A 24,161-nucleotide genomic window follows, 5' to 3' on the forward strand; every position below is an offset into this window, starting at 1 on the left:
CCGCTCAGCCGGCAGGGAGCGGTGCGGACGACAGCACCGTGAGGAAGCGCTTCAGCGCGGCGTGCTGGCGCTCGGGCGTCCAGATCTCCGGGTGCTCGACCACGGACAGCGCTATGCCGGACACCCAGACCCGGACCATGTCGACCGTGCCGTCCAGTTCACCGGCCGGTACCAGCGCATCGAGGGCCCGCCTCAGCACCGACCGCATCGCCGGCTCCATGCGCTCCAGGTGCTGCCGGATCACGGGTTCAGCGCCCTGGTGCGTCAGCAGCGCCACCCGGGCACGCTCCTGCGTCAGCGCCTCCTCGGTATCCGGGAGGAACCACTCCAGGGCGACCCGCAGCCGCTCCCACGGGTCCTCGATCCGGTCCAGTTCCTCGTGGATGGAGTCCGCGTCGGCCAGCGTGTACTTCAGTACCGCGTCGAGCAGGGCCTCACGGTTGGCGAAGTAGTGCGTGATCAGCGTGATGGACCCGCCCATCCGCTGCGCGATCTTCCTGAGCGTCAGCTCAGCGAGTCCTCCCTCGCTGAGGGCCTGCAAGGAGGCCGCGACGATGTCGCGCACCCGTTCCTCCGGATCCACATACCGCGGCACCGAGAATCCCCGCCCTTCCGATCCGGCCATCGCCCGACGCGACCGCCACACGCTGTTATATAACAAGCGAAATATATCTCGGGGGTCCACGAGCTTCACCATCATCCAGACCACGACGTCGGAGCCGCCGTCTGACCAAACCCGGGACACATGGTCGCCGTGAGGGACGGACCTCCGGTACGCGACCCGCTGGCGTCGCTGGTACGGCAGCGCAACGCCTCGACTCGGCATCGACCAGGCGATCATCGCGGCGGCAGAGACCCGGCCGGCCGCGGCCGGCCTGCGGGTGAATCAGAGCCCCACTAGCGTCGCCAAATCACTCACTTGCCATCAGAGACACTCCAACTAGCGATAGCACTACAGCTGTTGCACTAGCTAGAGTTCGACCACGACCGGCTGAACTGCACAAACCCGAAGTGCACACCACCACGACAGCCTCACTTCCCCAGAGAACTCCTGGCCGTCCGGCAGCGTGACCAGGATCGGTGGAGGCGGCGCGGCAGAGGGCATGCCGTCACCGTACGCATCTATAGATGCGTCAGGGTGGGGCTGCAGGTCAGAGGCCCGAGACCACAACCCAAAGCGGCCCACTGGACTGTCAGCAGTCGCGCGCAACGACCATTTGGGTCCCGATAAAGAACAGCGGGCGAGGTAACCCCAGTCCTCCAAGAACGAATCCATGTGCATCCCTTTCGTGTGCACGCATGCACACGAAAACGCATCGCCCACGAGCACCTAAAGGCGTACCGCAGAGCTGCACGCGCAGAGCCCCTTAGAGCGATCCCGAGGGCCGCAGGTGACGCCACGTCACCCGGCCGGCCGCCCCAAGTCCGCTGGTCGGCAACCTCTCGGATAACGGGCCAGCCACCCCAACGCCCCAGACAAACACCCCGTTGGGCCACCCAACAACGGGGCGTTTGCCTCCTGTTGTGTGCCGTCCGTTCCAACGGCTGACCAGCGTCGTCACCGCCCGTACACCGACGACGGGGCGTCGTCCACGAGCCGTACACATGCCGCTGGAACGAACAGTCAACCCGCGGTCAATTGACCGGCGTACGCATCGGTTGATCGCCCGTTCCAACGCTCTGACCAGCGTCGTCTCCAGCCCGCACACGAGCGACGAGCGTCGTCCACGAGACGTACACGCGTCGTCGGAACGCTTACCGCCTCGCGGTCACTCCCCCGTGTTGACCGACCAAACGCCCAACAACACGATGCGTTGACCCGCGTCGTCGCCGTTGTACGGCCGATGGGCCGCGTTGGGCGACGCCCCGTCGAGACGGCCCCGTAACGACGCCCCCGTCTCGACGCTTCGACGCCCTGGCCCGTTATCCGAGAGGTTGCTGGAGAAGACGCCGACTGAAGATTTCTGTTGCCGAAAACTTCCACTGATTCATGTTCGGCAACCGGGAATGGTGACGTAGGAAGTTGCCACGAGAATGTGAGTAACTTCTTCTCAGGTGGAAAGTTGTTGACCTTCAGAAAGAATTGATAGGTGCGGAAAGTCTTCCGGGATGGCGGGAATTTGTGGCGTGATCCTAAATTCGGGAGCCTTCACCGAATATTTGTCAGTCGTGGTATCGTGGCTGCACAACCACTGAGTTGGTTGCCAACAGTCCACATGGCTACGCCCCGCGAGGCTCTCCCAAGCACAACACGGGGCGCAGGTACCACAACGGTGTCGGACTGCAGACGGGCCCGCCCTTCGCGAGAGGGTAGGGCCCTTATCTGCAACTACATGCAGGTCACCAGAGCTTCAAGCCGTACCAAACGGCCTGCAGCACGGCCCCCACCAGCCGGACCACGTCAGTGGCCCGACGAAGCAGCTTCGCCCACACCGGCTCCTTATCCCCATCCTGGGAACTATTGCCGATGCTCACACCTACCTCCTCTCGCTGGATGGAACCAGCTGGCGTCCACCACGGCAGCCGAGGAAGTATTGGGAACAATACCATCACGAGTGCTACTCCATGCCGCACTTCGGAGGCGTTCCGTGCCCCCGGCTCTGGCTAGTCCCGATTCCTTTATCGCGGGCCGCAATCAAGATTGCTTCTAACCTGGGCGCCGTGGCCATAATTCCAATTAAGCAACCGCAGCTCAGAGCCCTGTTCCACCATGGTTGGGGCTGGATAGTGGCATCTACACCTCGCGCTAACCCGTCCGTCGTCGCTCTCTTTCCGGGACAGCGGCCAAGCCCCGAACTCGAGGTTGCTGTCGATCTGGAGGAGGAACTGGACCCGGTGGGCGCCACCGGGCCTCGAGTGCAGCCCGCACAGGCTGCCCATGCGGAGCAGCCGCACGGCCTCGGTGACGAAGGGAACACCCAGCACCTCGCTGGCGCCTACCGAAACTGGATCGCGGCCTTCGGAGTCGAGCCCACCAGCGCGCAGTTCGCCATTTGGCTCCAAGACCAGTACGGCATTGCCACCGCGGCCGGCGCACCGCTGTCGGATGAGCAACTCGCGCCGTTGCTGCAGCTCCTCAAGCAGCGGCACACGGCTTCAGCTGGGAACGGAAACGACCCCCAGGTCCGTCACGATGAGGACGCCACCGACGACGGGTGGGGTGACTACTTCTACAACGCCTGGCTCACGTACGCGCAGGAGTACGGAACCTATCCCGATGCCACCATCCTCGCCCAGTACGTCTACGCCCGTGACCAGATCACCGGCGGAAACGGGCAGCCCATCTCGGGCGAAGACCTGGAGGAGTTCGTCGCGGCTTTCCAGCAGCGCGAGTTCGACGAGACGGCGCCGCCCGAGGACGCCACTGAGACTGCCGCGCGGGTGCCCGAAGACGATCTCCTCGCAGGCGATGATGAGGAGCCTGCAGAACCGGCCGGGTCGGGTGCTCACCCCGCCAAGGACAAGCGCGGCCCCAGAGTGAGCGCCGCCCTTACGGATCCGCCGGGGGAGGGCGACGAAGCCTCGGAGCCCGCGGAGCTCACCACTGTTGACCGCTACTACGTTGCCTGGACGGAATACCAGACCGAGCACGGCGAGGAACCCAGAGCCGAGCAGCTCTCCGGCTACCTCGCCAGCACCAAGGGCATGACCGGCCGCGGCGGTAAGCCGGTGAGTCCGAGCACCCTGCGCCGCTACCTTCTGCCCTTCCGCGTCTACAGCGTCTGGGTGGAACACAGGGTGCGCAATGCAGCCCCGTCGCTCGATGCGATTGCGCAGGAGTGCGCAGCCCGAGGGATCACTGCGCAGCACAACAGGCCTCTCACCACGGACTACATCGCCGAGCAGGCCGTCGACTTCGAGCGGCGCTGGCAGGCACTCACCCGCCACCACGCGCAGCAGCAGTGAAAGACCTCGCCGGTACACCGCTGCGCACCCGTATTTCGGTCAGCACCCACGACTGCGCAATCGGTAGAAACCGCAGCTCAGACCATGATTGCGCAGCCGAGGTGATCATTGCGCAGCCGGTGCCGTCCGCAGTCTGCGCACTGCGCACGCGCACCGAGAGAGGAGCAACCATGCGCGCCCTGCGCATTGATCCAGACACCACCGTCACGGACATCGACCTGCCCGATCCCGGTGCGCACGCCGCGATCCGGAACCACCTCGGGACGACCGGCACCGTCGATCAGGGCCTGTACCACCGTCGAGCCCTTCTGCACATCCATGGCGAAGGACACGCGAGAAGGCTCGGTCAGAACATCACCGCATGGGCCCTGGCGAGCGCCTGGCGGGGCATCATCCTGTACCCGATCCATGGGCCCGTCGTCGTCACCGGCCGCGCACAGGACGGCGAGCTGGCTGCCCTGGGCGACGATCTGGCCGAGCATGCGCACTCGGTTGCCCAGACGGTCCGGGACACACTGGGGGAGTGGCGCACCCGGCCGCCGGCATCCAATGACGCGGCCCTCAGCGAACTGCTTTCCTACGCGGCCCGGGACGTCGGCCGCGCTCCGTAGCGCCCCCGGCGGCCCGTCGCCGTGGGGGCTCTACGGAACCCTGCGCACCGCCTTGGCCGAGCCGTTGAGGAGCTCGTGGATGAGTTGCGTGGTCTCCGTCTCGAGAGAGCAGTCCAGAACCCGGTTGACCTGCTGTACGCGGGTGATGGCGGTGTGCAGCCCGGACCGGTTGCCGCGCGCAGCCTCCAGCCTCATCCAGTCCCGGTACAGCAGTTCTGCGGTGTCGTCGACGTCGAGTCCGGTCGAGACGGCCCGGTGTGCGGCGCTCAGGTCGTGGTGCGGGCCTTGGGGGATGCGGTAGGTGGCCACTGTGTGTGCGACGTCGATGATCCGAGTGATCATTTCCTGTTGGAAGGGCTCGGCCCAGGGCAGCGGGCGGCCGCCGAACGGCTTGCCCCGTACCAGGGTCAGCGCTTTTTCCAGGTCCTCCAGGCCGGTCGGGCCCAGCGGCAGTGCCCGTTCGGCCAGCTGCAGGAAGCGTGACCAGTCGCAGCGGATGCCGGGTGCGAGCCGGTACGGGTCCTCGCCCGACTTGCGGCGCGGCACGTAGAGATTGCCGGACGAGTCGCTGCCCAGGGAACTGCGCAGGCCCTGCAGGCGTGCGTTGAGGGTGCTCGTCGACCACGGGCTGACGGGATCCATGTCGGAGCACAGAGCATCCGCGCTCCGCCCGGGCCGGAAGAACAGCAGGGCGGCCAGTTGCGCCATCCGCGGGCCGTGGCCGGTGCTGTCGATGCCGGTCACCTCAACCGGCCCTAGCACCCGGATCTCGGGAACGTGCAGGTCTCGCGCTTCACTTCCTTCGTCCTCCGGCTCGGCCGGCAACTTCGGCGTGCTCTCCGGGAGGAGGGTTTCAGCAGTCTCCGCGCCTGAGGCAGGAGCAGGGGCGCCTGTCTCGCCCCCGGAGGCCGGAGCGGAGGGCACGGCTGTGTCCGTGTCCGCGCTCGCTTCCTCGGCAGGATCGCTCGATGCCGGCGATGCCGTGGCGGAGGTCAGCAGGCGCGCACCGGATGGATCGGCGCTGGCAGCCAGCAGCGCGGAGTAGACCGTGCCCTCCGCACCCGCTGTCTGTGCCGGTGAGGAGGCAACGGAGATGGCAGGTACAGCTGGCTTGTGCGGCTCTGCCTTCCCTGGCTGCTCCAGGTTGTCGAGCTCGTCCGGGACGTCCTGCCATGGCCCTTCAGCTGGGTCGGCCTGCTGGCCGGACACCTGCAGGGCGGTGGTGATCTGTACGTAGGCGGCGTGCTCCAGGCGCTGCACCGTGACGTCGGCGCCGACGTGGTCGATGGTCTGTGGCTCGCTGAGCGAGGCGTTGAGGATCTCCGCTTCGGGGAAGTGAGGTGCCGCGCTGCTCGCCGGGGCGATCAGGGTGACGGGCACGGACTGGGCCCGGTCGATGAGATCGGCGAGCTGCCACGCCGTGTCCGGGTCGAGAGCGGACGCGCACAGCATCAGGTAGGGCTGGTGCTGGGTTTCGGGCATCTGATGTGCCTCCAGCAGGCGTTCACTCAGATCGCGGAGTGCGTGGGTGGCCTGGCGCATGTGGGCGATCCGCGCGGTGGGCAGCAGGTGCGGCAGGTCCTCGCCGAAGCCGACGGTGATGACCTCGACGGCCTCGGCCCAGGGGCTCATGCCCAGTTCCAGGGCGAGCGAGGTGCACACTTCGGTGATGTGGACCGGGTTGCCGTCGAGCAGCAGCGCCGGCAGCTGTGCGAGGTTGATGAGCAGGAGGTCGCCGGCTTCGGTAGTGCCGATGGTGACCAGTCCCGGATACGGGGCGGCCACGTCGCGGGCGGCCTGCTCGTCGAGGAGTACCGCATCGGCCGGCAGGGACCACCAGCCGGCCTGCCCTGAGACGAAGGGCGTCACCGGATCCTGGGCGAGGTCTTCGGGCAGCACCTCGACCGTGCGGGCCCCGATGCGGGCGGCACGCAGCGGTGGCAGCACCGTGTCCTCGTCCTGGTCCACGTGGTGGGCCAGGGTCCGCAGCACCACATCAAGGCGGGCCGCACCGGCGGGCTCGGCGGCCTGGGCCAGCTGGGCCTCAGCGGGGGAGGTCTCCGGCACGATGGCGATGGTCTCGCCCGGCTTGCGGCGGCGGCGTTGCAGTGTCCGGCGCAGGGCCAGAGCGCTGGTGATGGCGGCGGCCAGCAGGGCGCCGGCGCCCAGCACGATGCGCAGGTTCAGTGAACCGCTGCCGGAGGGGGCTGGCACCGGCTGTGCGGGCGTCGGCGCGGCGGGGGAGGGGGCGGCGGAGTCAGACGCATGGGGGGTAGCCGCGGGCGGGGCGGCGGCTGAGGGCGCAGTGGTGACGGTGGGCTTGGGCGTGGCGGCTCCTTCGGCGGGCGGAGAAGAGCGCTCCTGCTCGGGGTGCTCGCCAGGGGAGGTGGACGGGGTGCTGGGAGCTGTCGTGGAGGGTGCTGGCGTTGTGGCCTGGCTGGGGGCGGGTGCCGGCTCATCCGGCTGGCCTTCGGACGTGTGCTTGTCACCGTCCTGGGCGGGCGGGGCAGTGGTGTCCGTGCCGTCCGGCGCGTCACCCTGGTCATCGTCCTGGGCGGGCTTGTCGGGCCGGGCTGCGGGGATCGTCACCTGCTGACCGGGGTGAATCATGTCCGGGTTGGTGATTTCGGGAAGGCCGTGCGGTTGCGGCCGGTCCTTACTCGCCTCGAAGAGCTCGGGCCACTGGCCGCCGTCGCCGAGCTCGTCCTCGGCGATTTTCGACAGGTAGTCGCCTGCCTGGACCGTGACGACGTGCTCGCCCTTCTCGCCCGCCGCAGCAGGGCCGGCGTCGAGTTGAGTGCGGAGGCCTGTCGGGGACGCGGCGTTTTCGGGCATCTGCAACTGCCAGCCGGGCTGGAGAAAGCTGTTCGCGTGGAAGACCGTTCCATCGGCCATGGTGGCGCCCTCGTTGAGGGCGGCGATCTCTCGCCACCGCTCGCCGTCGCCGAGTTCCTTTTCGGCGATGCCCCACAGGCTCTGGGCGGGCCGTGTCTCGCGCACCGTGTAGATGCTGCTGCCTGACACGGGTGTGTTCGCCGCGGCAGTTGCTGCCGGGTCGGCGTCGGAGGTGTGGGCGCTCTGGGGCTGTCCGGGGATGCGGGCTGCTGTGGAGGTGGGGGCGGCCTGGGCGTCGGAGGCCAGGGCTGAACTCGTCGGCAGCAGAACGATGATGCTGCCGATCAGAAGAGCTGCGGCGCGCTGGGAGGCGCCCATCCCGCGCGGGGCGTGCCAGGTGCGGCCCCGCACTTGGGCGACCAGCTCACGGACGGTGCAGAACGCGAACTGGGCCCACCCGATCCAGCCCACGGCGACGAGCAGCAGCAGGAAGACGCCGCCGGTGTCCTGCCGGTCCAGCAGGTGCATGGCGTCATCGTGGGTGGCGGCCCAGATGACGGGGGTGGCCCACGCGAGCAGCAGAGGCAGCCCTGCGACCGCGGCCGTCAGGGTCAGCAGGCTCAGCACGGCCTTGCCGATCCGCGCCAGAGTGCGGCCTGCCGTTGCGGCGGGGGAGGGGGTGGTACGCATCAGTTTCCTTCGTCGGGGGCCGTGACGCCGTGCAGGAGCGTGGCCGTGCCGTGGCCGGTCACCGCCAGCGAGTCGATTCCCACCGCCGACAGGAATTTCGTGTCGTAGGTGCTGGTGACCGTGACGGTGAGCGTCTTGCCGTCGCCGGACACGGTGATCGTGCCGGTGGCGCCGGCGGAGCCGAGGTAGGCCTGGGCTGCCGCGGTCGCCGCCTGCGGATCCACGGTCACGGCCTTTCCGGTGATGGCGTCGGCGGGGTCGATGGCCTGTCCACCTGCGCGCGCGGCTTCGCCGGCGATGTAGTCGGCGCGTTCGGTGGCCCGCATTTTGCTGCCGCCGTCGACGGCGACGCCGATGATGCCGATCAGGGCGATGACGCACGCGGCCACGAACACCGTGACACCGCCGCGGTCATTCCATCGGCCTCGCGGCCGGCTCAGCTGGCGGGTGATCATCACTCACCCCGCTGCCGGTACTGGTCCACGACCGAGGTCGCCGTCGACGTCATCGTCTTGGCCCCCGGCACGCCGGGAAGCAGCAGGTCGGAAAGGTTGACCGTGCAGGTCACTGTGGCGGTGACCGTGCCCACTTGCCCGACCGGCACACTCAGCCCGCCGGTGTTGACCGTGACGGAGGTTGAGGCGCATGTGATGCCCTGGTCGTCCAGGGACTCGGCGGCCGCTGACCGGGCGGCGCTCTGGGCGACCGCAGCCGTGCGGTGGATGGACGCCTCACGGGCGGCATCCTCGGCCGCGGAGTCGATTTTCGCGCCGGACGTGACGATCCGCCCGCCGGCGATCGCCATACACAGGAACATGATCAACGCGGGCAGGAGGATGGCCGCCTCGATGGCGGCACTGCCCTCATCGCTGCGCAATCTGCGAGCCCAACGGGCCATCGGTTGCACGTGATTCACTCTCCTGGGACCGTCCAGCGTTCGACCGGGCCGGAGGCGGACTGCGTGACCTTCAGGCCCGGAACACCCGGGATCATCGACAGGGCCGTGCCCGACACCTGGATCCGCACCCGCTCACCGCTGCTGCTGGCGGCGACGCTGTAGCCGTTCAGGCTGTCACCGGCGGTGCGGCCCAGGACGTTGCGTGCCTGGGCCGCACCGTCAGCCGGACCGGCCTGGTAGGCGCGGGCGGCACTGACACCCTCGCGGGCAGCGGTCAGGGCGATCTGCCGGGCGTAGTACCACATGGACGCCTGGATGACGGCGACCGTGGCGAGCAGCACGAACGGGAAAATGATCGCCATCTGGATGCTGGTGTCCCCACGGTCGTCGTGCCATCTTCGCCCGTGCCACCAGGCAGCCAGCCGCTGGGGAGGCTGCATCACAGGTTGCCGAGCAGGCCGTTGTACTTGCCGATCACGACGGCGATGGTTCCGGCGATCAGAACGGCCCCGGTGACCGCGGCCACCCAGATGATGACGGTCGTGGTGGAGATGTCGCCGCGGTCCGGACGGCGGGCGGCCTCCTCGAAGCCGTCCCGCACCCGCGATGCCACTCGTAGGACCGCACGGTTCGCACCGTCCCAGGCGCGCGCTCGCCGACGGCCTCGAGCCGGCCCCCGGGACGCTGCGCGCGAGCCGGTGCGCGGTGCCGTCGCGTCGATCACAGCACGGCGGGAACGGTGGGTGGTGTGCTTCATGTTCTCTGCCTCTCTGGGGCGTGGACGGGTTGGAATGGGTCGTTCAGACGGTGAGCATGCGGATCACGGCCGGGAAGGCCATCAGCAGCATCACCAGGACGGCCAGGAGGGCTCCTGGCGCGGTCATCTTTTCGCTGGCCGCGTTCGCCTCGGCGGCCTGATCGGCCAGCAGTTCGGCGTTGAGCGCCGCAGTACGGGCCCTCAGGGCCTTGTAGACGGCGGCGCCGTCCGTCGCCGAGCCGCGCATGATGTCGGCGACGTCGTCCAGCACTGGCAGGTCGTACTCCCGGGCGAGCTCGGAAAGCGCCTGGTAGGGCGGGATCTTCTCCAGCCGGGCCCGGCGCAGTGCACCCTGCAGATACAGGAAGGGCCAGCCCTGGCCGACTTCCGCCGCCTTCTCCAGCGCTTCGGCCGGGCCGGCGTCGGCGGCCCGCTTGAGCGCGACCAGGTCAAGGTAGGCCGACAGGGCGTGTGCGAACTCTTCCCTCGCCCGCTTGGCCTGGTCCCGCACCGCGAGGTCCGGGGTGATGAACAGCAGGCCGGCGACGACCAGGCCGACGCCGGCGGGCAGGTAGAAGGGCAGACCCACCCCTGCGATGATCCACGGAATCGTTGCGATCACCGGGCAGAGCAGGCCAAGGGCGGCGAGCGCGACCTTCTTCAGCATGAACTGGCCCGCACCCTGCCCGAGCAGGGCCAGGTTCGTGGCCGGGACCCTCACGCCCGGCACCCGGTCGAGGCGGGCCAGCAGCCACCGGCCCCAGACCTCCTCGCGGTCCAGTTCAGGCTCGGGCATCGTCAACGTGGCCGGGGCGCTGCGCTGCAGCGCGGGCTCCAACGCAGGCTGAGGCTGCAGGAGTTCACGGATCAGCAAAGCGGCGCCTGCGCCGACCGTGCCGCCGGTCAGCACCACGGGAAGCAGGTTCACGATGCGGCTCCTTGCGGCTGTCGAGGAGCAGAGGGTCCTTCCGGCTCCGCAGCGGGCGCCGGAAGGCGGACGGTGCTGGCCGGGTCAGTGATGAGGAAGCGCGGGATGCGGCGAAACAGGCCGAGCTGCCGCATCAGGGCGAGCACGCCGATGAAACCGGCGGTCAGGAAGGCGAGCACCAGTTGGCCGAGGAGCGTGGCGTAGGGCTTGGTGTACGACGGTACGAAGAAGCCGGCGACCACGATCCCGACGGTGATGAGCGTCATCCACCGCACTGTGGTGCGTGATTTGGCCCGGTCCGCTTCGATGGCACGCTTGCCCGCGACCTCGCTTCGGACTGTTCCCGCCAAGTCCTCCAGCGCCTGGGCCAGGCCCGGACCGCGGTCGTTGACGGACAGGATGAGCGCGGCGACCACCTTGTCCGAGGTGATGTCGTCCAGCTCGTCACCGAAGGCACGCAGCGCTTGATCCGGGCGCCAGCCAAGGCGCAGCCGGTCGGACAGGTTGATGATCTGCGCGGAGAGCTCGTCCGGAGCCCCCTGACGGCTGGTGATCATCGCCTGTTCCAGGCCCATGCCCAGCCGCAGCAGACCGGCCAGGCGTTGCGTCCACTCGCTCAGCGCCTCCAACTGGCCGATGCGCTCCTGCGCCAGTTGCGCCGAAGAGGTCAGCCAGGGCACGCCGATGACGGCCGAACCCAGCAGCGCACCCCCGACGAAATTGCCCGAGACCAGCCACACGGTGACGAACACGATGCCGGCCGCCACGGCGAAGGTGCGCCGCCGCATCCGCGCGTCCTCGCTGTCGCGCTGGCCCCCGCGTGCGGCGGTCTGCCAGCGCTGGCGCAGCGACGCCCGGCGCGGGGCCGTGGTGCCCACCACGCCGGCGACGACACCGATCAGCCCACCGACCACGGCCATGCCGCACAACAATCCCAGCAGCAGTGTCATCGGCCCACCGTCACCTTCAGCGGCAGCGGGGCCTGCCAGGCGCCGTAGGTCTGCTGGAGCAGAGCCGAGTCGAAGCCGACACGGCGCAGGTCATCGACGCATCCCGGATCCATCCGGGGAACGGCCCGCAACTCGCCCCGCTCACGGCCGGGGGAGAAAATTTCGTTGGTGGCGGGCCGCCCGTTCTCGCCGATCCCCGTCAGCTCCAGCACGTGGGAGACATAGCGGTGGCGGCGGCCGCCGATCTGCGTCTCGTCCGTCATGTCGACGTAGACGACGAAGTCCAGGCCGTTCGCGGTCTGCCGGTAGGCGAGCTGCTCCGACAGGTTCTCCTGGGCGAGGGCATACAGCTCGGCGATCCGGTCGAAAATGATGTCTGGGCGGCGTGCGTGGATCGTGCACAGGTTGCCGCCCGAGCCGTTCGTCAACGCCTGCATCATGGCCACGACTTCGGGCCCGCGGACCTCGCCGACCACGATCCGCTCCAGCGACATCCGCAGCGCCGGGTGCATCAGATCCAGCAGCGTGACCTCACCGGCGCCGCGCCCGGTGACGTCCCGCTCCCCATTGGACTCACGGCCGACCAGGGAGACAACCTGTCGGTGGTAGCCGTTGGTGTGGGCGAACAGTTCGTCCTCGGTTTGGATGGTCGCAAACCGGCACTCCGGGTCGAACTCGCGGAGCATAGCCCGCATCAAGGTGGTCTTCCCGGCCTTCTGTTTCCCCGCGATCATGATGTTCTTCTCGGCGCGTACCGCGGCGCCGAGGAACTCGCGCAGGATCGGATCGATGGTGCCCAGCCGCACGAGGTCGTCGAGGGTGGCGTGGGAGACCCGGTGACGGCGGATGACCGCATACGTCATCGGCCCCAGCCCCGTGATGGCCTGCAGACGGGAGCCGTCGGCCAGCGACAAGGCGAGGGTGGGGTTCGCGGTGGATATGGTCCGCTCGCTGTGCCCGGACCCCCTGGCCAACTCCCGCAGCAGTTCGAGCAATTCCTCTTCGGAGTCCGCGATCGGGCCGACCCGCCGGCGCTCGCCGTCACCGTAGTCGAGCCACACCTCGTGCGGGCCCTGGATGATGATGTCCTCGACCCGGTCATCGTCCAGATACGGCTGCAGTCGGCCGGCCCTGAACAGCAGGTCATACACGGCCCGCCGCAGCGCCTCGTCCTCCTGCGGCGTCATGGCCTGGGCATCTGACCACAGCGCGACCGCCTCGGCGATCCAGTTCAGGCAGCGCTGCTCCTCACTGGCCCGGTCCATGTCGGGCGCAGACTTCAGGAGTTCTTCGCGCTGCTTGGCGACCTGAGACGCAATCTCCCGGGCCACCCGGTGGTCCACCGTGACCTGCGGAGCACTACCGAGCACCTCAGTGCCCGACGCGGCGCCAGGAGCAGCCGGGGCGCCGCTGGCCTGCTGGGTCCATGAGTGGGGCAGCGGAGCCACCGTGGGGTCGTGGTGCAGGGGCCTAGCGCGCACGGCTCACCTCCCCACCCGAGGCGAGCAGGCCGCGCGGATCGAGACGGGCCCGGCGTACGGCAGCCTGCTGCACCATCAGGGTGCTGCTTGTGCGGGCCGCCTTCATCAGCGGCGACCTGGTGAAGTGGCGTGGCTGCTCGGCTCCGTCGGACAGCACACGGGCCTCCTTCGGCGCAAACGGCAAGGTGGCGATCACCGGAACCTGCAGGACGCGCTGCACCTCTCCCGCGGGATACGGGCCTTCGTTGATCAGCAGTACGCCGACGTCGCCGACCCGCTCCTCCAGCGCGCGCACCCGGCCCTCAGCTGCCTGCAGGCAGCGCAGCGTGTTGCGGACCACCACAAATGTGGCGTCGGCCTGCTCGGCCAGCACTCCAGAAGGCCCGTACGCTCCGCGGCGTCCCAGATCGATGAGGACGTCGTGGCCGCTGTCGGCCTCGATGCCGCGGAACATCTGCGCGAGGATCCTCCATACCTCCGTCAGGCTCGCCGCCTGCGTGGGGTCGGTGATGCCAGGCAGCAGCAGCCGGTCGCGCGGGGAGTCCTGCGTGCTGTCGTCGCTCAGGTCGATCAGCTGCCGCCAGAAGGCGTCGCTGAACTCGCCTTTGCGCGCGGCCACAGACAGATTCCGCAGCCCGTACCGATCGCCGAGGGTGCCCTGCAGCAGGCCGTGCAGCACCGCTCCGCCGTCCGGGTCGCACTCGGTCAGGATCATCCTGCGGCCCGCCTCCAGCGGCCACGACAGCAGCAGGGCGAGAGCACTCGTGGTCACGCCAGGAGCACCGCTGCAACCTGCGAGAGCGATCACCGCCATCAGTTACCGTCCGGAGCAGACAGGACCAGACGCAGTGCGCCCGCTGCTTCCCAGGCCGCGGCCGTGGGACCGTCGGTGGCCGAGGTAGCGACGTCGACGACTACAACGCCCGTTCCAGGCGCGGCGCTTGAGGCCTTCACGACCCGGCCGTCGATGGTCTGCGGCGCCGCATCCGCGGTCTTGCCGGTGTCCGCCGCTCCCTGAGCCGGGACATGCACCAGCTGGACCCTCTGGCCCGGCACCAGCGCGGTCGCCGGGATCTGCTTGGGCTCCAGACCGATCGGCACCAGCTGCTCGCCGGCCTTCACCAGCGAATCCTTCGTCACCTGCGAAGGTGCCAGCAGCGAGCCTGGCTTGAGTTCGACCGCGGCCCGTTTGCCCACCACCGACTTCAGATCGTCGGCGCGCACCGCCTTGAGGGCCGGATCTAACGCGACGGACGCCTTGCCCAGGTCCTCGTCGGTCAGCACCTGGCCGACCTGGACGTCCCGGACCACCGTCACCACATCCGTGCGATCGCCGACCTGCAGCAACAGCACGGCAACGCCGGCGCCCCCAGCGGCGATCAGCGCCAGCGATAGGGCGATGACACCTGGTCGCCGACGGCGCGCCGACACCCGGGGCGGTGCCACCGGAGGGGGCACGCGTCCCTGCTGAGCGGCGCCGTTCGGGGTCGCGTCCACACGTTCTCGGGTCCTGCTCACCGTTCTGTCCTTCCGGCACCGTTACTTGACGACTTGGACTTCACCGACCGCCACCGCCACATTGGTCTGCCTGACCTCGGTGAACTGGCCAGCCTCACCGCCACCGTTGACCTGCCAGTCGACCGTCCAGGTGGCGATGGCGTTCACCGCGTACTTGCCGTCGGACTGCGAGGCCGAGGTGCGGGCGTAGGTGTGACCGCAGGTCGGTGACTCCTGCTTGCCGTAGGAGGCCGCGTACGCCGTACCCGCCCCCTGGCAGGTGACCGTCGATCCGTCGCCCATGGCCCAGTCGATCTTTGTGACCTTCGCCGTCGCGGTGACCGTGACACCGGCCAGCGAGGCGGAGGCCGAGTTCGGGCCGTAGGTGGTGGGGCTCTCGTTGACCCACATCCACATCGGCATTCCGACCACGTACGTGCCGCCCGCTCGCGGGCTGGCGATGTCCGGGCCAGTCAGCAGCATCCGGTCGACGGCTTTCCGGGCCAGCTGCTCGGGATCCACATTCACCGCTGGATCCTCCGCGGCCCAGAACACCTGCGGGACTATCTGTGCGCCGACGGCAGCGCCGAGGGTGTCGCTGATACACATCCGGACGTATATGGCCCCGTCGCCCGGTTTGTGTGCGCCCCACACAGGATCGCTGGCGGGCGGCTGAGGATCGAGTTTCTCGACCGTGCAGAGTTGTGGTGCGGGCTTGCTGTCCGCCCTCCCCGAGTCGTCACTGGAGGAACTGCCGCCTTGTGGTTGAGAGTCCTTCGAAGTGCCGGGCTCTTGTCGGCAAACCGTCACCCACTTGCTCGTGCCCTGGCAGTCGCCACCGATGACGGGATCGTCCTCCGCGGACGCTGGCCCGGCGAGCGCCGCGACCGAGGTGACCGCGGCTAATAAGGGGAGCTGAAGTCGTCTCAGCACCTGCGATCCCCCTCCGGAGTCAGCTTTGTGATCATCCACTGCTTCCCCCACTTCTCAGCCTTCGCCGTGGTGATGTAGCGCAAGGGCTGATTTGAGGGGAACGGCTGCACCTGCCCCGACTGCTTCTTGATGGTCTTCCAGTTCGAAATGTCCAGGCAGTCCTCCACGGTCGCTGTCGGAGTGCTGCCGGAGAGCACGAGCGCTGTGACCTCTGCTCGGTGCGTGGGGGCGCCCTTCGTTGCGGTGCCCGCTTTCTTCATCACAAGCAAGTCGCCTAGCACCCCGCCGAGGGCCTCCTTCGTGGCGTACTTCTTCAGCTCAGTGCCTTTGGTGTCGCCCTGCGCGTAGGCCTTGACCTGCTCGGCCCAGAAGGTGTCGTACACACTCAGAAGGTCCTTCTTTTCTGCAGCCTGCGGGTCTGAAGAGGGTGTCGCAGCAGGCTTCGATGCCCCGGGGGCAGAGGTCTGCGCGGAGCCCCCCTTACTGTCACTGTTGGAGGAGCTGCATCCGGCCAGTGCCACCAGGCAGCCCATAACGAGCAGGGTGGTTGCGTGCGTGCTGGCGCGAACACCGCGGCGCCCAGTCTTGGCTCGTGTTGCTCGTGTCACGTTGTCTCCCCGTACGACGCGTACGACACGACCGCTGCCTCGGCCCGCCGCTGTTTGGCGATGTGGGCGCACGGCCGCTTCGAGCTGCGGAAATGATTCTGCGTGATCGCAAGGTTACGCATATGCCAGTCAACTTTCCCAGTGTGATAGTTGAGTTCACTCGTACAACTCGGGACGTACCCGGTCACATTTGAGACCGGAAGTCGATTTGTAGTCGTGTGTATTCGCTCGATTCGGTCGCGAACGGGCCGCAGTGCTCTGCCGGGCATGACGCCTGCACGCGCCGGACTCCGGCCCTGCGCGGCTGGGGTGACGAGCCCCTGTCGGAGCGTCAACTCGGTCCCGGGCCATGCGGCCGCTCGAGGCCGTTCAGTCCGGTGACCACCTCAATGATGTTGAGCGGGGCGGCACCGATGTCGAGGACCTTGGGAGGTGCAGGCGTGGCTCCCGTGCGCAGTGCGAGGCCGGCCTCTCGCGGGCGGCCGGAGGTCGGCGCGGGAGACGCAGAGCCCTGCCCGTAAGGGGCGGCGCTTTCACCGGCCTCCTGCTCGCAGCCGGCGGCGGCGACCAGCATCGGTATGGCTGCGAAGGCTAGAGCCAGGGCGGCGACGCGCGAGACAGCTCCAGTCCGCACTGGCCGCGCGGCCCGCTTTTGGCCTTCGTTTGTGCGAAGCAATTCCGATGGGTGCGTCACGTGCATCGCTCCAAGTTGCGGGAAAAATAGGGTTCTGTGTCCTGTGGTGCTTGCCGTGAGGAAGTAACCTATTGGTTCACTTAAGCAAAGAGCAAGGGGTTTCGCGGGTGGTTACAGAGCCGCAGCATTAGCCCGGAGTGCACCGTGCCGCCGCATCAACTCCGCCGGCTGGCGGGCGCCGCGCCTCGACAGAACCCACACAGGGGAGGCGAGAGCGTGCTCTTTCAGGGCTTTGAGAACTCCAGCACCCCGCGGCATCTCCGGATACAGGAACGCCGGCAGCGGTCACTGGTAACCCTCCTGCTTGCTCAGACGGACAGCGCTAGCCGTTGGCGCATGCTGAGCGAGGAAAGCCGTGACGCACGCCTGCTGTGCGGTGGCGGCAGCCGTCAGTTCCTCCAGAGGCCGGGCCCGGGCCATGGACCAGGCGGCGCGTTCCAGTGCAGAAACGTTGTCCGGGCGGGCCCAGTTGGCGAAGACCGAGTCCAAGTGCGGGCCGGTGAGGCGGACCGGGCCGATGCGGCGGCCGCCGACACTGAGCGACACGTAGTGCTCGAACCTGTCGAGCGCAGCAACCTCCTCCGGGCTGGGCTTGTCACCCCATTCCGCGGTGATCGGCGCGATAGCAAGCCTCGAGCCGGTGGTGGAGGCCAGCGTGGAGGCGTTCTGCGTCAGCGACATCCGCACCGGAGCCGGGAGCCGCCCCAAAAGCTGGGTCATGCCGTGCACGGTGACCTTGTACTTGCGGAAGTCCTCGAACATCGCCGCGATGGTCTCCGGCGCGGCCCCAGTGAGGGTGATCAGCTCGTCGAAGTACAACCGGAACGGGCGCCGCTGCTCCTCAGGTGTATCTCTGCGGGAGCGGACCGCGCGCAGCAGATCGCGGGCGATGAGCGCGGTCAGCAGCCGGTCGGTGGGCCCATTCCCCGCCGGGCACACCCACACGACAAGCCCGTTGTCCATGGCCGCCCGGCTGTTGTAGACGCCGACGGGCTGGCCGAGGAAAGCCCGGGTGACCGGGTTGGCAGCCAGGCGGGCGATCGGATTGAGCACCACACCGAAGGCGTCGGCCGGAAACGTCGGAAACACCGTCCTCCACCAGGCCAGCGTCTCCTCATCCAGCCGCTCCGCCACGGCGGCCAGCGCCGCGCTGCGAAAGTCCGAGTCAGTGAGCAGCGACTGCACCTGGAACAGGGTGGCCTGGTCTGTGGGGCGGCCGGCCAGGCAAGCGGCCTGATTGACGGCGGTCAGCACCGCCAGGGCAGCGGTGAAAATCGTCAGCGCCCTGGGAGCCGCGGCGTCGTCCCAGCCGAGGGCGGAGGCGAACGCGTCGGCAACCGCCTCGACGACCTCGTGCGCAGCCTGCCCATGATGCATGGCCAGCGGATTCCACGAACTCAACAGTGGGCGAGACCCGAAGGCGTTGAGGTCGATCAACGCGATCCGCTCCATCAGATGGTCGTGCGCGAGGAAAGGTAGCGCGCGCGGCCACGAGTCACGGTGGGGGTCGACGAACATCAGGCCGCCGCCGGCATGCGCCCAGCCAACCGCCTGTGCCAGCGCCCGCTCAGTCTTGCCGGCACCAGCTTTGCCGACGGCGCACTCGAACAGTGTCTCCGCCGCATACGTGGCCACCAGGCGGCGCCGTCCGTCCGGTCCACGGTAGTAGCCCTGCAGCAGCAGCTCCGGATCCCCGAACTCGAAGTCCGGCAGATCTCTCGCCAGCAGCGGCAGACGGCAGTGCACGGTGGGGGGTTTGAGCAGCCCCGCCAGTTCCTCCAGCCGCACCCAGTTCGCGCGCGGCGGTTGGCACTGACCCAGATTCCAGCGCCGCTCGAAGGCATGCCGGGTGGGCCAGTGATCAGCACCGATCCGCCATGGCCCGATCCGCCACCCGCGCATCGCCCACCGGGAGCGGCCCCCGAACACGTCGAACGCGGCCTGCAGTTGCGCCAGCCGGGCCTGGGCGCGGCCCTCGGTGTTGGACGCGCACATCACCAACAGCTGCACCCGCACCAGGTGGTCGTCCTCGGCGAGTTTGCCGAGCGCTTCGTCGCGGTCTACCCGGCGGGGCACGGGAGGCATCACCAGCCGCCGCCCGGCAGACGGATGGTCTGAGCCGCTCACCAACTGCTGCACCTGCCCGAGCAGGGAGTCTTCGATGCCGGCGGCATCCTGCCGTATCCAGCGCGCAGCCCGTGCGGACTCCCGGCGCTCAGCTCGGCGCGCGAGGGACATCAGCTGCGTACGCCGCGCGCGCAGCGCCCACCTGGGCGCCCGCTGGATGTCGAGCCGCACCTCCGCCAAGTCTCCCAAGTCGACGCGCAAGTCAGAGACGGCGTCCACCAGCGGTTGCAGCGGATCAGGATCCAGCGGCACCTCGCGCAGGGGAGCCGTGAGTTTGCCCCGCAAGATGAACTCCGCCCGCACCACGTGCTCGCGTGGCTCGTCCCTGATCGGTTCACCTCGCTCCACGCTGACACCCGGACCGAACGGCGTGATCGACAACAGCCGCTCCCCGCCTGCAGGGCCCTCGATCCGGTACCGCAAAGGAACCGTGCCGTCGGCGCGCAACCGGATCTGTATGGCCTTGGACCGGCGCGGCGCCCACCACGGCATGGACGTGGACGCGCGAGCAAGCTGCACACCGCGCCGGAAGATCTCCTCGAGACCAGGATCGAATAGCCGGCTCGGGGTGAGCTCCAGGGCCATCCGCTCGGCCGAGGCACGCTCCGCGAGCCGCCGAATCACCAGCTCGGCCAGCCCCCAGCACGCAGCGACCGCGAGAGCCAGCAGATACCAGTGGTCGTAAAGCCAGTCAGCGGCGTCGAACAGGCCGGTGATCAGAGCGACTACCTGTCCCGAGGCCGTCTCCGGAGCCCTGCCGCTCAGGTAGGGGACTGCGGAATCCATGCCGATGCTCCCTTCTTGCTGCTGCGGGTGAAATGCCAGTCGGTGATGCGCAGATCGGTGAAGGTGCCGCCGCGGTCCGTGCCGGCCCACACCAGATGCACCACCGCCTTGCCCGGGCTGCCGTCACGGCGGGCGATCGCGGCCTGGATACGGAAGCCAGCCCGCGCGAACGCCGGCGCCACGGCACCCGCGGCGGGAAAGACCCCCGGCCACCGCGCACGGCCCACTCCCGTCGCGTCCGCACGCAGCAGCGCCCGGCCCGCAGCAAGCAACTCCCGGACATCGGCGGCGGGAAGGTCCGCGGGCCAGGCCGCCTCAAGCGACTGCTGGACAGAGCGGTCACCGGCCGGGCCCTCGCCATGCGGAGGCAGCGCGGACGGCATGAGCGGCGATGACGGCGACGCCGACGACGTGGCCGGCGCAGCAGTTCTGCTGGTCGCCGGGACAGATGCAGACGCTGCCGGAGGCGACCGCCAGCCCGTCGGCACACCGGAGTTCAGGGGCACGGCGGACACCGGCGGCTCCTGCCCCTGGGGCACAGCCAGCAGCAAAGCACCGACGACGATGAGGATGACGGTGCTCAGCACCAGAAGCCGAGGCGAGCGCGGCGGGACGGTCATAGCAGCCGAGCACCCCCCGCATAGCCCGACATGGCATCCACCGCGTCCTGCCGTACCACCGTGCCCGGGCGGGCGGCGTTCACCATCTGCCCGCCGCCCAGGTAGATCCCGACGTGATAGATCGTCGAATCGCGGCCAGGAGCGTAGGCGTAGAAGACGAGATCACCCGCCTCGAGGGCGCCCGTGCCGAGACGGGCAGGGATGCGCTTGCCGACCCCGGCCTGGGCGGCCGCAGTGCGCGGCAGGCGGATGCCTGCCCGGGCATAGGCGTAGGTCGTCAGCCCCGAGCAGTCGAACCCCTTGATGGCCGCGCCGCTCTTGCCACTGGGCGAACAGCAGATCCCGTAGGAGGGACCCTGAGCGTTGCCACCGCCCCACGAGTAGGGCACGCCCCGCTGGGAGAGCGCCGCCTCGATGACCGTGCGGACATCCCCCGAAACGTTCCCCAGGCCGGGGCCGGTGGCAGCGGCGCTGTACTGGTCGATCCACCCCAGCACGTTCGCCACGTACTCGGTGGAGTGGTTGTACTGGTAGATCGCCGCCTTGAGCTGGGAGCGTCGGGTCAGATCGCGTCCGTCACCGCACAGGTAGAGAGCGGCGCCGAGCGCGGCGTCGTCGGCATTGTGCGGATCTGCCACCTGGTCACCGTTGGCGTCCTCGCCGATGCTGTTCCAGGTGGAGGGCAGGAACTGGAAGGGGCCAACAGCCCGTTCGCCGGTCGCGGTGCCGTCCCAGCGGCCGCCGTCGGTGTCAGGGAAGGAGGTGGTGTTGCCGCCGGCCCCGGACCCGTTGAGCAGAACGCCATAGATCTTGGGCCGGATGTCGCCGCTCGCGGTGATGGCGTGGCCGGTGGCGTGGTTGGACTCGACCTTGGCAATCCCGGCGAGGATCGGCCACCGCATGCCCCGGCACTTCCGCGCATGCCGGCCGACCTGTTGTACGGCCTTCTTGTACGCCGTGAGCATCCGGGCCGGGATGTCCGCGGAAGTGCCGCCTTCGGCGATCCCGGAATCGCTCTGGGCACCTGTCTCTATCGCGACGTAGGCGCTGATCGCGCCCGTGATGGGGGCAGCGCAGCAAACGGCGCCGAGCAACAGCACCACAACCACGCATCCCCATCGCCCGACGCGGCGGCGATGAGGCCTCACTCCTCCTCACCGTCCTCCGCCTGCCCACGAGCCCGCTCCTCGTTGCGCCGCATGATCCGCTGGATCATCTCGGCGGCCTCTGACCGTCCCGAGCCGCGCGCAACCCGCGGCGTGGAAGACCGGGGCGATTCAGGTGGGGCGGGCCGCGGTGAAGGACGGGAGGACGAGCTGTCCGACAGCCCACCCGATCCCGTGCTCTCCTGCGGGCCGAAGCGACGCCGGACCTCTTCCCGGCTGAGTGGAACAGCCGCGCCGGCCGCCGCACCGTCGGGACGCGGCGCGGCCGCCGAAGGGCTCGCAGGCAGGCGGCGACTGCTGGTAAACGGACCGGTGCCGCCGCGGTCGTCACGGTCCTCGCGCATGACCCGGCCGACGTGTCGGCCAGTGTCACCCCAGGCACGCCGGTCCTCGCGGCCGGTGTTACGCCACACCTGCAGCTGCTGGCGGGCGTCCTGGGAGAGGCGTGAACCACCCTGACGGGCCCGGCGGGCATTGGCCGGCAAGCCGACCGTCGCCCCGTACACCACGCGGCCGCCGCGGTGCAGGATGCGGTAACCGCGGTAGCGCACCAGCCGGTTGTGGGCGCGCGTGGACAACAGAGTGCGGTCGCTGTTCTGGTCGTGCAGCACCTGGCCGGTGCGCCGGTCGACGACCTGCCCATCCTCGTCGCGGTAGCGGTCCGGTGGCCCGCCCGGCCGCCGCGGGCCTCCACCACCAGGCCCCGCGCCCGGGCCCCCGTACGGGCCGGTGCTCGGGCCGTCGTCGGCGGTGGGCTTTTGCCACTGTGCGAGCTTGTCCCGGTCGGGGCGGCGGCCGATCAGCAGCCAGTGCGCACCCTTCGCCCCGAGCCGGGCTCCACTCAGGCCGAGGCGGGCGCCGAGTCCACCCGCGGCGACGGCCGCGGTGACCGGCGCGAGCCCGCGGCCGGCTTCGGCGGTGGCGTCGGCAAGGATGCGGCCGGTGTCGACAGGCATGCCCGCCCCGTCGAACAGCGAGGACAGCGCCCCCATAAGCCGCTGGCGGGTGCCCAGCATTCCGAACCGGCCCCCACCGCCACCGAAAGCAGGCAGACCGCCGCCGAAGCCGCCCAACCCGGCGGGGGAGTTCATGGCGAGCGCGGCGCCGAGCTCGGAGGTGTCGCCCGGCATGTGGGTACCGCCGACCTTGGCGTAGCGCATCCGCATGGCCATGCGCCGTCCGAAGGAGCTGATCCCGGCCAGCAGGCGACGGTGCCCGGCCGCCGCGGCGATGGCCAGCACGTCGATGAGGAGGATGCGTTCGACCATCAGGTCGGGGCCGTTGGTGATGGTGGCGTCCACGGCGATACCGAAGAACGGCACGAACGCGCAGATGCCGACCATGGCCAAGATGGCCACACCCCAGATCGACAGCCACTTCCACACCGACTGGCGGGGCGGGCCGGGCAGCATGGCCGCGATGAACGTCATCGCCCCGCTGGCCGCGGCCGCGGCGCCGATGCCCTGGGTGCCCAGCAGCACGATCGCGCTGGACAGCAGCATGCCGCAGATGAAGAACGCCGCAACAAGCAGCAGAAACGCGCCTCCCACCCGCCACCAGGTGGGCTTTGCGGCGTAGGCGGCGCACGCCTTGCCCACCTCGCCGGAGTTCTTCAGGTCGTCGAGGAAGGCGGCGAACTGCCGTCCCTCGTCGCTGAAGGCGGCACTGTCGATGTCCGCCAGCGACTGGCCCGGCGCGAGCCCGAAACCGCCTACGCCCTCGGTGGGATCCTCAGCGTCGTCGCCGGAGGGACCGTCGTGCTCGCAGTACTTCTTGGCCGGGCCCTTGATTTTGCTGCAGGCGTCCTTGCGTTCCTCACTGACTGGGCCGCTGCCCGCTTTGTAGCCGCCGGTGATCCATTTGAGGTGGACGGCGTAGGCCTTGCGGTCGGAGGGTTTGGCGGGGTCGAGGATGCGCCCGTACTCCAGCAGCATGTACGGCTTGACGATCAGCGCGTTGGTGATCGAGTCCTGCAGCGGGCGGGCCACCTCGGTGGCCGCGACCGGCGCCGCGGCCTCCTCCTGCAGGCACTTGGCCTCCTGCTGGCCGGCCATCCGGTCGCACGGGCTGAGGCTGGCGAGCTTGCCGCCCCAGTCGTAGGAGTTGACGCTCTCCTTGGCGACCTCGGCGGCCACCTGCTGCGCCTGTCCGAGCGGACCGTTCGGTGTGAGCAGATAGTCGGGGCGGACGAACGCGGACGCGGCGAACGCGCCGATGGTCAGGGTGAGGAAGATTTCGCCCAGTCCGCGGCCGACCCGCCCCCGCACGATCATGAATCCGGCAAACACGAAAGCCCAGGCCAGCAACAGCCCCTTCAGCCCGAGGGTGTCGACGACGACGGTGTTGTAGGCGTCAGCGACCCGCTGCGCAGGCTTGATGAGGATGTCCAGCAGGGGAAAGCGGAAGGCGAGTTCGATCGCCCACCCGGCCAGGCCGACCAGCAGCCGGATCACGGTGAACAGACCGGACAGGGTGAACGCCAGGGACTGCGACTGGAAACTGAAGATCGAGCCGCCCTGCGCGCCGAGTTCGTAGCCGTCGATCGGAACGCCCTCGCTGGAAGTGATGTTCAGCGGAGACAGCAGATCGCCAGTGTCACTGGATCCGCTCGCCGCATACACGACCTGGGTGTTGACCATGACGAACACGGCGGCGAGGAGCACCACGAAGCCTG

19 protein-coding genes are annotated in these 24,161 nt (G+C 69.0%); 2 read left to right on the plus strand and 17 right to left on the minus strand.

Annotation, left to right across the window (positions count from 1 at the left end; genetic code table 11):
* Positions 1 to 4: 4 nt before the first annotated feature.
* Positions 5 to 625, minus strand: coding sequence for a TetR/AcrR family transcriptional regulator (locus CRP56_RS44585; protein WP_257042314.1), 621 nt, complete (start codon positions 623 to 625; stop codon positions 5 to 7).
* A 2,210-nt stretch (positions 626 to 2,835) separates the two neighbouring features.
* Here CRP56_RS44585 and CRP56_RS44590 point away from each other — a divergent pair.
* Positions 2,836 to 3,906: a hypothetical protein gene (locus CRP56_RS44590; RefSeq protein ID WP_143665022.1), complete on the plus strand. Its 1,071-nt coding sequence runs from the start codon at positions 2,836 to 2,838 to the stop codon at positions 3,904 to 3,906.
* A gap of 170 nt (positions 3,907 to 4,076) precedes the next feature.
* Positions 4,077 to 4,517, plus strand: a complete 441-nt coding sequence (locus CRP56_RS44595; RefSeq protein WP_097275626.1) for a hypothetical protein — start codon at positions 4,077 to 4,079, stop codon at positions 4,515 to 4,517.
* A 30-nt stretch (positions 4,518 to 4,547) separates the two neighbouring features.
* On the opposite strand, the gene CRP56_RS44600 is transcribed toward CRP56_RS44595, so the two are convergent.
* From CRP56_RS44600 to CRP56_RS44670, 16 genes are all read right to left on the minus strand, one after another.
* A complete protein-coding gene (locus tag CRP56_RS44600) occupies positions 4,548 to 8,042 on the minus strand; it encodes a LysM peptidoglycan-binding domain-containing protein (RefSeq protein WP_097275628.1) in 3,495 nt (1,164 codons plus the stop codon).
* Positions 8,042 to 8,497, minus strand: coding sequence for a TadE/TadG family type IV pilus assembly protein (locus CRP56_RS44605; protein ID WP_097275630.1), 456 nt, complete (start codon positions 8,495 to 8,497; stop codon positions 8,042 to 8,044). Before CRP56_RS44605 ends, CRP56_RS44600 begins: the two co-directional genes overlap by 1 nt.
* Positions 8,497 to 8,940: a TadE/TadG family type IV pilus assembly protein gene (locus tag CRP56_RS44610; protein WP_097275632.1), complete on the minus strand. Its 444-nt coding sequence runs from the start codon at positions 8,938 to 8,940 to the stop codon at positions 8,497 to 8,499. Before CRP56_RS44610 ends, CRP56_RS44605 begins: the two co-directional genes overlap by 1 nt.
* Before the next feature lie 14 nt (positions 8,941 to 8,954).
* A complete protein-coding gene (locus CRP56_RS44615) occupies positions 8,955 to 9,380 on the minus strand; it encodes a TadE/TadG family type IV pilus assembly protein (protein WP_179851391.1) in 426 nt (141 codons plus the stop codon).
* Positions 9,380 to 9,553: a hypothetical protein gene (locus CRP56_RS47905; RefSeq protein WP_179851392.1), complete on the minus strand. Its 174-nt coding sequence runs from the start codon at positions 9,551 to 9,553 to the stop codon at positions 9,380 to 9,382. Before CRP56_RS47905 ends, CRP56_RS44615 begins: the two co-directional genes overlap by 1 nt.
* A 187-nt stretch (positions 9,554 to 9,740) precedes the next feature.
* On the minus strand, positions 9,741 to 10,625 hold the full coding sequence (locus CRP56_RS44620; RefSeq protein WP_097275636.1) for a type II secretion system F family protein: 885 nt from the start codon (positions 10,623 to 10,625) through the stop codon (positions 9,741 to 9,743).
* Positions 10,622 to 11,575 carry a type II secretion system F family protein gene (locus CRP56_RS44625; RefSeq protein ID WP_097275637.1) on the minus strand — a complete coding sequence of 318 codons (954 nt, stop codon included), beginning with the start codon at positions 11,573 to 11,575 and terminating at the stop codon, positions 10,622 to 10,624. Before CRP56_RS44625 ends, CRP56_RS44620 begins: the two co-directional genes overlap by 4 nt.
* Positions 11,572 to 13,056 (minus strand): CpaF family protein, encoded by a 1,485-nt coding sequence (locus CRP56_RS44630; protein WP_097275639.1) that lies wholly within the window; start codon positions 13,054 to 13,056, stop codon positions 11,572 to 11,574. Before CRP56_RS44630 ends, CRP56_RS44625 begins: the two co-directional genes overlap by 4 nt.
* Positions 13,046 to 13,870, minus strand: coding sequence for a hypothetical protein (locus tag CRP56_RS44635; RefSeq protein WP_097275641.1), 825 nt, complete (start codon positions 13,868 to 13,870; stop codon positions 13,046 to 13,048). Before CRP56_RS44635 ends, CRP56_RS44630 begins: the two co-directional genes overlap by 11 nt.
* Positions 13,870 to 14,514, minus strand: a complete 645-nt coding sequence (locus tag CRP56_RS44640) for an SAF domain-containing protein (protein ID WP_257042355.1) — start codon at positions 14,512 to 14,514, stop codon at positions 13,870 to 13,872. Before CRP56_RS44640 ends, CRP56_RS44635 begins: the two co-directional genes overlap by 1 nt.
* A gap of 81 nt (positions 14,515 to 14,595) precedes the next feature.
* Positions 14,596 to 15,162, minus strand: a complete 567-nt coding sequence (locus tag CRP56_RS48875; protein WP_257042316.1) for an ATP/GTP-binding protein — start codon at positions 15,160 to 15,162, stop codon at positions 14,596 to 14,598.
* Between the two features lie 317 nt (positions 15,163 to 15,479).
* Entirely contained in the window at positions 15,480 to 15,869 is a 390-nt protein-coding gene (locus CRP56_RS44650; RefSeq protein ID WP_257042317.1) for a hypothetical protein, read from the minus strand.
* Positions 15,870 to 17,073: 1,204 nt separating this feature from the next.
* Positions 17,074 to 19,701 (minus strand): ATP/GTP-binding protein, encoded by a 2,628-nt coding sequence (locus tag CRP56_RS44655; protein WP_097275647.1) that lies wholly within the window; start codon positions 19,699 to 19,701, stop codon positions 17,074 to 17,076.
* The gene (locus tag CRP56_RS47910) at positions 19,677 to 20,321 is read right to left on the minus strand and encodes a hypothetical protein (RefSeq protein WP_179851393.1); all 645 of its coding nucleotides are present in this window, start codon (positions 20,319 to 20,321) and stop codon (positions 19,677 to 19,679) included. Before CRP56_RS47910 ends, CRP56_RS44655 begins: the two co-directional genes overlap by 25 nt.
* Positions 20,318 to 21,424: a C40 family peptidase gene (locus CRP56_RS44665; protein WP_257042318.1), complete on the minus strand. Its 1,107-nt coding sequence runs from the start codon at positions 21,422 to 21,424 to the stop codon at positions 20,318 to 20,320. The genes CRP56_RS47910 and CRP56_RS44665 overlap by 4 nt, the downstream gene beginning before the upstream one ends.
* Before the next feature lie 41 nt (positions 21,425 to 21,465).
* On the minus strand, positions 21,466 to 24,153 hold the full coding sequence (locus tag CRP56_RS44670) for a hypothetical protein (RefSeq protein WP_306459482.1): 2,688 nt from the start codon (positions 24,151 to 24,153) through the stop codon (positions 21,466 to 21,468).
* Between the last annotated feature and the right edge of the window lie 8 nt (positions 24,154 to 24,161).

It is taken from the genome of Streptomyces sp. TLI_55 (assembly GCF_900206255.1).
GTDB lineage: Bacteria > Actinomycetota > Actinomycetes > Streptomycetales > Streptomycetaceae > Streptomyces > Streptomyces aquilus.